Here is a 12661-nt window from a genome sequence, read left to right on the forward strand (position 1 = left end):
ACTAGGCTTATATATGACAGATATGTCGCATTCCGGGGTGAATGCACCGTTGTGTTGTCCACAGGCGGTGGCTGATGTGGATGCGGGACGTCAGAATCGGGAAACGGGGGCATGTGAGCGGGATCTCACCCGCACCAACGGGAGGCAGCCGTGAGGACAGCGACACTGGGGCCGGCGCAGCGGGCCGTGGCCTTCACCCGGATGGCCGAGCGGGAACTGGACGTGCTGGTCGTCGGCGCGGGCGTGGTCGGCGCCGGTACCGCGCTCGACGCCGTGACCCGAGGCCTGTCGACGGGGCTGGTGGAGGCGCGCGACTGGGCCTCGGGCACCTCCAGCCGCTCCAGCAAGCTCGTCCACGGCGGCCTGCGGTACCTGGAGATGCTCGACTTCGCCCTCGTGCGGGAGGCGCTGAAGGAGCGCGGCCTGCTGCTGGAGCGCCTCGCCCCGCACCTGGTCAAGCCCGTGCCCTTCCTTTACCCCTTGCAGCACAAGGGCTGGGAGCGGATCTACGCCGGAGCGGGCGTCGCGATGTACGACGCCATGTCGGTCTCCAGCGGCCACGGACGGGGACTGCCGGTGCATCGGCACCTGTCGCGCTCGCGGGCCCTGCGGGTGGCTCCGGCGCTGCGCAAGGACGCCCTGGTGGGCGCCCTGCAGTACTACGACGCCCAGATGGACGACGCGCGGTACGTCACCACACTCGTGCGGACGGCCGCGGCGTACGGGGCGCACTGCGCCAACCGCGCGAGGGTCGTCGGCTTCCTGCGTGAGGGTGAGCGGGTGGTCGGCGCGCGCGTGCGGGACGTCGAGGGCGGCGTCGAGTACGAGATCCGCGCGAAGCAGGTCGTCAACGCGACGGGGGTCTGGACGGACGACACCCAGGCCCTGATCGGGGAGCGCGGGCAGTTCCACGTACGGGCCTCCAAGGGCATCCACCTGGTCGTGCCGAAGGACCGCATCCACTCGACGACCGGGCTGATCCTGCGGACCGAGAAGTCCGTGCTGTTCGTCATCCCCTGGGGCCGGCACTGGATCGTGGGGACCACCGACACCGACTGGGACCTGGACAAGGCGCACCCGGCGGCCTCCAGCGCGGACATCGACTACCTGCTGGAACACGTGAACTCGGTGCTGTCGGTGCCGCTCACCCGGGACGACGTCCAGGGCGTGTACGCGGGCCTGCGGCCGCTGCTGGCCGGCGAGTCGGACGCGACGAGCAAGCTGTCCCGCGAGCACACGGTGGCGCATCCGGTGCCGGGCCTGGTGGTGGTCGCGGGCGGCAAGTACACGACGTACCGGGTCATGGCGAAGGACGCCGTCGACGAGGCGGTGCACGGTCTGGACCAGCGGGTGGCGCCGTGCGTGACGGAGGACGTGCCGCTGGTGGGCGCCGAGGGGTACCGGGCCCTGTGGAACGCGCGGGCGAGGATCGCGGCCCGGACGGGGCTTCACGTGGTGCGGGTGGAGCACCTGTTGAACCGGTACGGGACGCTGACCGAGGAACTGCTTGAGCTGGTCGCCGCCGATGCCGAACTGGGCAAGGCGCTGACCGGAGCGGACGACTACCTGCGGGCGGAGGTGGTGTACGCCGCCTCCCACGAGGGGGCGCGGCACCTGGACGACGTGCTGACGCGGCGGACGCGCATCTCGATCGAGACCTTTGACCGCGGGACGCGGTCGGCGCGGGAGTGCGCGGAGTTGATGGCACCGGTGCTGGGGTGGGACAAGCAGCAGATCGAGAAGGAAGTGGAGCACTACGAGAAGCGGGTCCAGGCGGAACGGGAATCGCAGCGGCAGCCTGACGACCAGACGGCGGACGCGGCACGGCTGGGGGCGCCCGACATCGTTCCGTTGTAAGTCCGGGATGCGGAAGGCGGAACCGCAGACCCGGGGGGTCCGTCCGTTGCGGAGTGAGGAACAATGATGGCTCTGCCGGGGCGGGTTACCGTGGGCTCCGGCCGCCGGGTCGCTCAGCCGCTGGGGCGGGCGGAGCAGCGGCACGATCGCAGAGGGGACGCATGTCGAAGCCGGAGCACACCGAGTCACCTGCCGGGGCGCCTGCGGCGAAGCTTGACGATGGCGCCCCCGCCGGAGCGCCCGCGGCGAAGCCCGCCGATGTTTCCGTGCCCGCGGCAAGGGCCGCCGCCGACACGGAGCCTGACGGTGACGCGAAGCCCGCGGCTTCGAAGCCGCGCTTGAGCAAGGGCGCGGCCGCGGCAAAGCCGTCCGCGGACACCGAGCCTGACGGGCCGAAGGCCGCTGCGGCGGCGTCGCCCGCGGCGGAGCCTGACGCAGACGCGAAGCCCGCGGCCGCCAAGCCGAGCGAGGGCAAGGGCGCGGCAGCGGCGGACGACGACGCGAAGTCCGAAGACGCTCCGGTTTCCGCCGAGGCGGAGTCCGACGAGCCGAAGCCCGCCCCCGCGGCTGCGAAGGCGCGCCTGGGCAAGACCGCGCCGGAGAAGGCCTCCGCGCCCGCCGCGGAGCCTGCGGACACCAAGCCCGCGGACACTGCGGTGGCGAAGCCCGCCGCCGCGAAGCCTGAGGACGCCAAGCCTGAGGACGCCAAGCCCGCCGATGCCAAGCCCGCGGCGGCGAAGCCGGCTGCTTCCAAGGCGGCCCTGGGAGCGACCGGCGGGAATCCCGTCGTCGAGAAGGCCGACGCCATGGCCGCCGCCGTGAAGGCCGCCGCCGCCAAGGCGGCCGGGGGTGCGCAGGACGAAGGCCGGCTGCTGGCCGGCCGGTACCGGCTGAACTCGGTGCTCGGCAAGGGCGGTATGGGCACCGTCTGGCGGGCCCAGGACGAGACCCTGGGCCGCACCGTCGCCGTCAAGGAACTCCGCTTCAGCAGCGGCGTCGACGAGGACGAGAAGCGCCGCCTCATCACCCGCACCCTCCGCGAGGCGAAGGCCATCGCCCGGATCCGCAGCGGCGGCGCCGTCACCGTCTACGACGTCGTCGACGAGGACGCCCGCCCGTGGATCGTCATGGAGCTCATCGAGGGACCCTCGCTCGCCGAGTTCATCCGGGAGAACGGCCCCCTCACCCCGCACCGCGCCGCCGAGGTCGGCCTCGCCGTGCTCGACGTCCTGCGCGCCGCGCACGGCCAGGGCATCCTGCACCGCGACGTCAAGCCCTCCAACGTGCTCATCGCCGGCAGCGGCCGTGTCGTCCTCACCGACTTCGGCATCGCACAGGTCGAGGGAGACCCCTCCGTCACCTCCACCGGCATGCTCGTCGGCGCCCCCTCCTACATCTCGCCCGAGCGGGCCCGCGGCCAGAAGCCCGGCCCGCCCGCCGACATGTGGTCCCTCGGCGGCCTCCTGTACGCCTCCGTCGAGGGCGTCCCCCCGTACGACAAGGGATCCGCGCTCGCCACGCTCACCGCGGTGATGACCGAGCCGGTGGACCCGCCGAAGAACGCCGGCCCGCTCACCGAGGTCATCTACGGCCTGCTCGCCAAGGATCCGGCCCGACGCCTCGACGAGGAGCGCGCCCGGGCGATGCTCACCGCCGTCCTCGCCGCGCCCGAACCGCCGCCGGCCCCGGTGCCCGCCGTCGCCGAGGAGACCCGGCAGATCTCGCTGGCGGACGCCCGGCAGGCCGCGGAGAAGGCCACCGCGGAGAAGGCCGCCGAGAAGGCGGCCAAGAAGGAACGGGAGCGCCAGGAGCGGGAGCAGCGCGAGCGCGCCCGCGCCGCGCTGAAGGCCGCACGCAAGGCACAGGCGGCCGCTGCGGCCACGACGGCGGCCTCGGCCGCGGAAGCCCCCAAGGGCCGCCCCGCGTCCGTCGTCGCGCCGCTCACGGACGTCATGCCGCGTCGCACCATCGCGCTGGCCCTCGTCGCCGTGGTCGCCGTGCTGGCGGTGGTCGGCTCGCTGATCGCCTGGGCGGTCAGCGGCGACGACAAGGACAAGCAGGACCAGGGCAAGGGCGGGACGCCCACCCCGGCCGCGTCCGCCCCGCAGACCGCCGGCGGCGGCACCGACCAGGGCTCCCCGAAGCCGTCGGGGAACACCGGCGAGACGGGCGGTACGGGTGACACGGGCGGCAACGCCGGTGCCGGCACCGGTACCGACGCGGGCGCCGGCGGCCAGGGCCAGGGCCAGCAGACCGCCGGCCAGGGGCAGGGGCAGGGACAGGGCGCCACGACCGGCGGGGCGGGCGGCGCGCTGCCCGCCGGATTCGCGCTGGTGACGGAGCCCGGCTTCCACTTCTCGATGGCGATGCCCGACGGCTTCAAGCGGACGGGCACCGCAGGCGACAACTCCGGCGGGATATTCAGCCGCGACGGCGGATTCCCGCGGATCCAGGTCGACTTCACCGACACGCCCGGCGACGACGCCGCCCTCGCCTGGGTCAAGCTGGCCCCCGCCGTGGGCGGCAGCAGCAAGGGCTACCGGCAGATCCGCATAGACAAGACGGAGTACCGGGGCTACCCGACCGTCGCGGACTGGGAGTTCGAGCGGGAGCAGAACGGCATGAAGGTCCGGGTCCTCAACCGCGGCTTCAAGATCGACGCCACCCACGGCTACGCCATCATGATCAGCTGCGCCGCCGACCAGTGGGACGGCCCCGAGTGCACCCAGATGCGCAACGTCGCCTTCGAGACCTTCCGGCCTCTCGTCTGACCCCGGGACGCAGGCGCCCCCGTCGACGTATCGTGTCAACGGGGCCCTGGGGGGCCTGCCGCACTCGGGGGAGGCGATGTGGAGGAGTACGCGGGCCGGATCCTGGCCGGCCGCTACCGCCTGCCGCTGCCGCCGTCCGACGAGTACGAACTGGTCGAGACCCGGGCGTTCGACACACGCAGCGGACAGGAAGTCCTCGTACGGCAGGTCCCGTTGCCGGAGGTCGTGGACGCCGAGCTGGTGGACGGGCCCCTGGCCGTCCCGGCGGCACGCCGCGCTCCCGCCGACCTGCCGGCCGTGCGGCGCGCGATCGAGGCGGCACAGGCCGCCGCGTCGATTCCCGACCACCCCCGGCTCGACCAGGTCTTCGACGTGTTCGCCGAGGGCGAGTCCCTCTGGATAGTGAGCGAACTCGTCCCGGCCCGACCGCTGGCCGCACTGATCGCCGACGAACCCCTCAGCGCCTACCGGGCGGCTGAGGTCGCGTCGGACGTCCTCACCGCGCTGCGGGTGCTGCACGCGCACGGCTGGACCCACCGGAACATCACCGTCCGTACGGTGCTGGTGTGCGAGGACGGCCGGGTCGTGCTGACGGGCCTGGCGGCCGGCGCCGCGGAGGAGGCCCTCTGCGGGTACGACCCCGTCCCCCGTACCGACGACTCCGCTCCCGACGAGCGCTGGGACACGGCCCCCGCCCCGGCCCCGTTACCGGCTCCTGTCGCGGCCCCTCCGTCTCCGGCCTTCCCGACCCCCGCGGTTCCCCCGGACGGCGGGTACGCGCCGCTGGTGGCCCCCGGGTACGACACCGGGCCGCGGTACACCGACCACATCACCCCCGGCCGGCCGCCGGACGGGCCCGACACCCAGGCCGCCGCACGCGCCGGGGTCGTCGCCGCGTACCGGGCGGGGGCGCGGGCGGCGGCCGCCCGGGTCACCGAGCAGCGCAAGGCGGAAGCCGTCGGCGGGAGCGGTGCCGTTGCCGCGATCGAGGCGGGCCCGGGGTCCGACTCCGCGCCCGCGCGCGGGTCCGGGGGACCGGCCCTGCCGCAGGGCTACGCGTATCCGTACGGCGGCGGACCGGAGACCCGGTCGGGCGGCGGTGCCTGGCACGGCGCGACCCCGCGCACGCAGGCCCTGCCGGAGCCGGAGCGGGCGCCGGAGCGCGCGTCCGAGCCCGAGCCGCCGTACGAGTACGAGCCGCGGCCTGAGCCCGCACCCGGACCGCGGCCCGGGCCCGTACCCCCGCCGAGGCCCGAGCCGGCCCCGCTCGCGCTGCCGCAGGGCTACCGCCAGGCCGAGCCTTCGGGAGGCCCGCGGCCTGGCGGTCCCGTCCCGTCCCCGACCCCCGAACCGGCCCCGCGGCGCCCCGCGCGGGCGTCGGCCGCCTGGACCGGGCTGGATGCCGAGCGGGCCCGGCACACGCGTATGGCCGTCGTCGGCGCGGTCACCGAGCGGTGGGCCCCCGAACAGGCCGGACCCGTGCACGGACACTGGCAGCTGGCGGCTCCCGTCGGGCCCGCCACCGACCTCTGGGCGCTCGGCGCGCTGCTCTACCGCGCCGTGCAGGGGCACGCCCCGTACCCGGAGGACAGTGTCGCCGAACTCGTCGAGATGGTCTGCGCCGAGCCCCCCGCCTTCGCCGAGGAATGCGGCGCGCTCCGCCCCGTCGTGGAGTCCCTGCTGCGCCAGGACCCCACCGAGCGGCCCGACTTCGAGGAGCTGCGCGGCTGGCTCCGCTCGCTCGTCCGGTCCGCTCCCGAGCCGGACGCCGGACTCGGCGTGCTCCCGATGCCGGACGCGGACCCCGGACGGCTGCCGGTGGTACGCCGCCGCGGCGAGGTCCACGGGCGCCACCGCAACCCCGCGGCCGCCCGCGGGCCGCGGACCCTCGGCCGGACCCTGCTCGCCGGCATCCTGGTCCTCCTCGCCGGGGCCGTCGCGTACGCGATGCTCTTCATGCCCCGGGCCGGCGCACCGCAGGAGCAGGACGGCCTCGGGGAGGCCACCGCGCACACCTCGGCGCAGCCGAACCCCTCCCGGGTTCCCTCCACGACGCCCGAGTCCAGGTCGGCGCCGCAGACGACCGGGCCCGCGGCCTCCCCGGCCGCGCCCGCTCCCGCGCCGCCCGGCTACACCACCCAGCAGGACCCGGAGCACTTCGAGATCGCCGTCCCCGAGGGCTGGGAGCGCCGCGGGATCAACGAGGCGGGCCAGGTGCGGTACACCGACGGCGCGTTCGTGCTGACCGTGGTCCCGGGACGGGACAAGGTCGAGGGCAACCCCGACCCGGCGGCGTACCAGAAGGACAAGGAGCCGGAGCTGACGCCGTACCGGGCCTCCACGTGGGCGACCGTGGGGGACGTGAAGACCACGAGGGTGGGGCAGCAACTGCGGGCCACGGGACGGTACACGTGGATCGACGGCACCGGCCGCAACGTCTTCGCCCGCAACTTCGTCGTCGCGCTGGGCGGCAGCTACCACGTCGTGCTGGTGACCGGTCCCGAGGACGAGCAGACCAAGGTCACCGAAGTCTTCGAGAAGGCCACGGCGAGTTACAAGGCGGGCGGATGAGCGGATACTGACGACCGATCAGTACGGCGATTGCGTCACAGTGCCGTCTTTCGGCGCCCGGGCGGTTCCGACAGCCCCCGTGGGCTCCGTAATCTGGCCTGAAGTGCAGAGAGCGGCGGGAATTCGTGGAACAGCAGACTGGTGGGGGCGCCGTGCTGGCGGGCCGGTACAGGCTCGTCGAGCCGATCGGCCGTGGCGGTATGGGAAAGGTGTGGCGCGCGCATGACGAGCTGCTCCACAGGACCGTCGCGGTCAAGGAACTGACGGCGGGTCTGTACGTCGCCCAGGCCGACCGGGACGTCATGCACGCCCGGACGCAGAAGGAGGCGCGGGCCGCCGCCCGGATCCAGCACCCGGCGGTGGTCACCGTCCACGACGTACTGGAGCACGACGACCGGCCGTGGATCGTCATGGAGTACATCGACGGCCCCTCCCTGGCGGACGCCGCCAAGGCGGCCGGACGGATCGAGCCGCGCGAGGCGGCCCGGATCGGGCTGCACGTGCTGGGCGCCCTGCGCGCCGCGCACGCGGTCGGCGTGCTGCACCGGGACGTGAAGCCGGGCAACGTGCTGCTCGCCAAGGACGGCCGGGTGCTGCTCACGGACTTCGGGATCGCCGCGATCGAGGGCGACTCGTCCATCACGCGCACCGGCGAGATCGTGGGCTCGATCGACTACCTGGCGCCCGAGCGGGTCACCGGCGGCATCCCCGACCCGTCCTCGGACCTGTGGTCGCTGGGAGCCACCCTCTACACCGCGGTGGAGGCGCGCTCCCCGTTCCGCCGTACCTCGCCCATCTCCAGCCTGCAGGCCGTGGTGAACGACGAGCCGCCGGCGCCGCGGCAGGCCGGGGCGCTGGGCCCGGTGATCACGTCCCTGCTGCGCAAGAACCCGAAGGAGCGGCCCTCGGCGGAGGAGGCCGAGCGGATGCTGCTGGAGGCGATGGAGGGCCGCGAGCCCAAGGCGGCGCACGCCTACGTCCCCACGCGGGCGGTCACCTCCGAGGAGCTCGCACCGGCGCAGCAGGACGGGCCCGGGGAGCCGGCGCCGCATGAGGATGTCGCGCGGACGGCACCGCTGCCGGAGCCGGCGGCGTCGGGGGCGGCGTCGGGGGCGGGGTCCGCGCCGGTGCCCGCCGACCGGGACGGCGGCTGGGTCAGGCGCGCCGCGGTGGTGGCCCTGGTGGCGGCGCTGCTCGGCGGTGGCGGGGTGTTCGGAATCCTCAAGTACACCGGGGACGGCGGCAAGGACGGCGGCTCGGACAAGGTGGCGAGCGCCCCGGACGGCCAGAGCGGGGACGACGCCAAGCCGCGGCCGGCGCCGCCGGCCGGCTACACCAGGGTCACCGATCCGCTCGCCGGGTTCACGCTCTTCGTCCCGGAGGGCTGGACGCGCAAGGCGAACGGCGACCAGATCGACTACACCCCGGACGACGGCAGGCACTTCATCCGTATCGCCGCCGACCCCACCCCGGACTACCGGGATCCCTACGCGCACCTGCTGGACCTGGAGAAGCAGGTGGCCAAGCGCACCGACTACAAGAAGGTGTGGCTGAACCAGAACACCTTCCGGGACAGCACGCGGGCCGCGCTCTGGGAGTTCACGTGGACGGAGAAGCAGAACCACCCGGGCCCGCGCCGGGCCAAGGAGCAGATGTACATCGCCCCGGACGGCACGGAGTACGCGATCTACATGTCGGGCCCGGTCGCCGACTGGGCGACGACGGAGCAGCAGTTCGACATCGTGCTCAGCGGCTGGGAGCCGCCCGCGCAGAAGTCCTGACCGGCACCGACCGGGGCATCCTGCCAGTGATCGCTGGCGGAAAAGCCAAATTTCGGTTACCGGCGGGTACCCAAAGGCTGCCCGGCGCAATACGCTCACCGGCATGACGGACTCGCAGGCCTCCGACGCCCCCCTCCGCACCGCACCGCGGCCCACCAACCCGGTCGCCCCGGCCCCGGCCGGCGCCCGCACCGCCGCCGACGTGGTGACCCCCGACCTGGTCGCCCGGCTGACCCGCGGAGTGATCGGCTCCGGCCGCACCGCCAACCACACCCCCTTCACCGGGGACCGGCTGGCGGAGCTCCCGGAGGCCACCCCCGAGGACGTCGCCGAGGCCTTCGACCGGGCCCGCGCCGCGCAGCCCGCCTGGGCCGCCGTCCCCGTACGCAAGCGGGCCGCCGTCCTGCTCCGCTTCCACGACCTGGTCCTGGCCCGGCAGGCCGAGGTCCTGGACCTGATCCAGCTGGAGACCGGCAAGGCCCGCCTGCACGCCCACGAGGAGGTCCAGGCCGTCGCCGTCTCGGCCCGCCACTACGGCCGCAGGGCGCCCTGGTACCTGCGCCCCAAGGGCCACACGGGTGCCATGCCCACCCTCACCAAGGTGACCGAGCTGCGCCAGCCGCGCGGGGTCGTCGGCCAGATCGCCCCCTGGAACTACCCCCTCGAACTGTCCGTCGGCGACGCCCTCCCGGCCTTCGCCGCCGGCAACGCCCTCGTGATGAAGCCCGACACCGAGACCGCGCTGACCGCCCTGTGGGCCCGCGACCTGCTGATCGAGGCCGGGCTGCCCGCCGAGGTCTTCCAGATCGTCCTCGGCGAGGGCCCCGTCGTCGGCCCCGAGGTGGTCCGCCACGCCGACTACGTCTCCTTCACCGGCTCCACCCGCACCGGCCGCGAGGTGGCCCGCGGCGCGGCCGACCGCCTCGTCGGGGTCTCCCTCGAACTCGGCGGCAAGAACGCCATGCTCGTCCTGCACGACGCCGACATCGAGAAGGCCGCCGCGGGAGCCGTCCGCGCCTGCTTCTCCTCCGCCGGGCAGCTGTGCATCTCCATAGAGCGGCTCTACGTCCACGCCTCGATCGCCGACGCGTTCGTCGAGCGCTTCGCCGCCCGCACGAAGGCCATGCGGCTCGGCGCTTCCCTCGCCTACGGGGCCGACATGGGATCGCTGGTCGGCGAACGCCAGCTGGAGACCGTCACCCGGCACGTGGACGAGGCCGTCGCCAAGGGCGCCACCCTCGTCGCCGGCGGCACCGCCCGCCCCGACATCGGCCCGCTGTTCTACGAGCCCACCATCCTCGACGGCGTCGAGGCGCCGATGGCGGTCTGCGGGGAGGAGACCTTCGGCCCGGTCGTCTCGATCTACCGCTTCACCGACGAGGAGCAGGCGATCGCGGAGGCCAACGCCACCGCCTACGGCCTCAACTCCAGCGTGTGGACCAAGGACGCCCGCCGCGGCCACCGGGTCGCCGCCCGCCTGCGCACCGGCACCGTCAACATCAACGAGGGCTACGCCCCCGCCTACGGCAGCGCCCAGGCGCCCATGGGCGGCATGAAGGACTCCGGCCTCGGCCGCCGCCACGGCTCCGAGGGCATCCTCAAGTACACCGAGGCCCAGACCGTCGCCCACCAGCGGCTGGTCCCGATGGCGCCCTCGCTGGGCATGGACGACGAGACGTACGCGGCGTTCATGACCCGCAGCCTGAAGATCATGAAGGCTCTCCGACTGCGCTGAGGAGGTACCCGTGTCGCACGACGACGCAACCGGCGCCGACGCGCCCGCCGTTGAGGCCGACGACGCCGACGGCGCCTACGACTACGACGTCATCGTCATCGGATCGGGCTTCGGAGGATCGGTCTCGGCCCTGCGGCTCACCGAGAAGGGGTATCGGGTCGGCGTCCTGGAAGCGGGGCGCCGCTTCACCCGCGAGAGCCTTCCGAAGAACAGCTGGGACCTGCGCAACTACCTGTGGGCGCCCGCGCTCGGGCTGTACGGGATCCAGCGGATCCACCTGCTCGGCAACGTCATGGTGCTCGCGGGCGCCGGCGTCGGCGGCGGCTCGCTGAACTACGCCAACACCCTGTACGTACCGCCGGACGCCTTCTTCCAGGACCGGCAGTGGGCGTCCATCACCGACTGGCGCGAGGAACTCGCCCCGTACTACGACCAGGCCAAGCGCATGCTCGGGGTGCGCCTCAACCCGACCATGACGCCCTCCGACGTCCACCTGAAGGCGGCCGCCGCCAGGATGGGCGTGGCGGACTCCTTCCACATGGCCCCGGTCGGCGTGTTCTTCGGCGACGGCGAGGACGCCGCGGGCGCAGCCCGGGTCCGGCCCGGCGAGGAGGCCGCCGACCCGTACTTCGGCGGCGCCGGCCCCGCCCGCAGGGCCTGCACCGAGTGCGGCGAGTGCATGACCGGCTGCCGGCACGGCGCGAAGAACACCCTCAACGAGAACTACCTGCACCTCGCCGAGCGGGCCGGAGCCGTCATCCACCCCATGACGACCGTCACCGCCCTGTCCGAGCACCCGGACGGCGGCCACCGCGTCCGCACCGTCCCCACCGACGGCCGCCGCCGCGGCAAGGCCAAGGTGCTGCGCTGCCGGTACGTGGTCGTCGCGGCGGGCACGTACGGCACCCAGACCCTGCTGCACACCATGAGGGACCGCGGCGAGCTGCCCCGCCTGTCGCGGAGGCTCGGAGAGCTGACCCGGACCAACTCCGAGGGCCTGGTCGGCGCCCAGACCGACGACCGCCGCTACCGCCGCCGGCACGGCGAGGACCGCCGGGCCGACTTCACCCGCGGCGTGGCGATCACCTCCTCGGTGCACCCCAACGCCGACACCCACATCGAGCCCGTCCGCTACGGCAAGGGCTCCAACGCCATGGGCTTCATGACCGTCCTCCAGGTCCCCTACAGCGCCCACCGGGTCCGCGGCTGGCTCGCCAGAACCGTGCGGCACCCCGTGCAGCTGGCCCGGTCCCTGTCGAACCGGCGCTGGTCGGAGCGGACCATCATCGGCCTGGTCATGCAGTCCCTGGACAACTCGCTGACCACCTACCGCAAGCCGGGCGGGATCGGCAAGGGCCTGCTGACCGCCCGCCAGGGGCACGGCGCCCCGAACCCGGTGCAGATCGCCGAGGCCACGCAGGCCGCGACCCTGCTGGCCGAGGAGATCAACGGCTTCCCGGGCAGCAACATCGGCGAGCTCATGGGCACCCCGCTGACCGCGCACTTCCTCGGCGGCTGCCCCATCGGGGCGTCTCCCGAGGACGGCGTGGTGGACCCCTACCACCGGCTGTACGGACACCCGGGTATCTCGGTGGTCGACGGCGCCGCCGTCTCCGCGAACCTCGGGGTCAACCCGTCGCTGACGATCACCGCACAGGCGGAGCGGGCGATGTCGTACTGGCCGAACAAGGGAGAGCGGGACCCGCGGCCCGAACAGGGCGCGGTCTACACCCGCCTGGACGCGGTGGAACCGGTCCGTCCGGCCGTCCCCAAGGACGCGTTCGGCGCGCTGCGGCTGCCGTTCCTGGCCGTCCCCGAAATTCCCCCACGGGATCCGGAACCTGCCGGATGACGGCGGTGGGTACCGCGCTCCCCCTCCGAGCGCGGTACCCACCGCGGTACATACGTGACAGATGTTCAGCCTTGATGGTTGTACCGGAATCCGC

6 protein-coding genes are annotated in these 12661 nt (G+C 73.8%); all 6 read left to right on the forward strand.

Translation table 11 applies throughout. The features are described 5' to 3' along the window. Window positions 1-150 precede the first annotated feature (150 nt). Window positions 151-1857, forward strand: coding sequence for a glycerol-3-phosphate dehydrogenase/oxidase (locus BSL84_RS20300; protein ID WP_045323143.1), 1707 nt, complete (start codon window positions 151-153; stop codon window positions 1855-1857). 806 nt (window positions 1858-2663) lie between these two features. Next, a complete protein-coding gene (locus BSL84_RS20305) occupies window positions 2664-4628 on the forward strand; it encodes a serine/threonine-protein kinase (RefSeq protein ID WP_045323149.1) in 1965 nt (654 codons plus the stop codon). 78 nt (window positions 4629-4706) lie between these two features. Continuing rightward, on the forward strand, window positions 4707-7199 hold the full coding sequence (locus tag BSL84_RS20310) for a protein kinase (protein ID WP_075970857.1): 2493 nt from the start codon (window positions 4707-4709) through the stop codon (window positions 7197-7199). Between the two features lie 125 nt (window positions 7200-7324). Beyond that, entirely contained in the window at window positions 7325-8980 is a 1656-nt protein-coding gene (locus tag BSL84_RS20315; RefSeq protein WP_075970858.1) for a serine/threonine-protein kinase, read from the forward strand. A 103-nt stretch (window positions 8981-9083) separates the two neighbouring features. Further along, window positions 9084-10715 carry a succinic semialdehyde dehydrogenase gene (locus BSL84_RS20320; protein ID WP_075970859.1) on the forward strand — a complete coding sequence of 544 codons (1632 nt, stop codon included), beginning with the start codon at window positions 9084-9086 and terminating at the stop codon, window positions 10713-10715. A gap of 10 nt (window positions 10716-10725) precedes the next feature. Then, window positions 10726-12567: a GMC oxidoreductase gene (locus BSL84_RS20325; protein WP_030029573.1), complete on the forward strand. Its 1842-nt coding sequence runs from the start codon at window positions 10726-10728 to the stop codon at window positions 12565-12567. The last annotated feature ends 94 nt before the right edge of the window (window positions 12568-12661 follow it).

Source organism: Streptomyces sp. TN58 (assembly GCF_001941845.1).
Taxonomy (GTDB): Bacteria; Actinomycetota; Actinomycetes; order Streptomycetales; family Streptomycetaceae; genus Streptomyces.

Excerpts from the sequence above, each read along its gene's own strand:
- BSL84_RS20305 (WP_045323149.1), top strand. The coding sequence starts at position 2,664 with ATGGCCGCCGCCGTGAAGGCCGCCGCCGCCAAGGCGGCCGGGGGTGCG.
- BSL84_RS20320 (WP_075970859.1), top strand. The coding sequence starts at position 9,084 with ATGACGGACTCGCAGGCCTCCGACGCCCCCCTCCGCACCGCACCGCGG.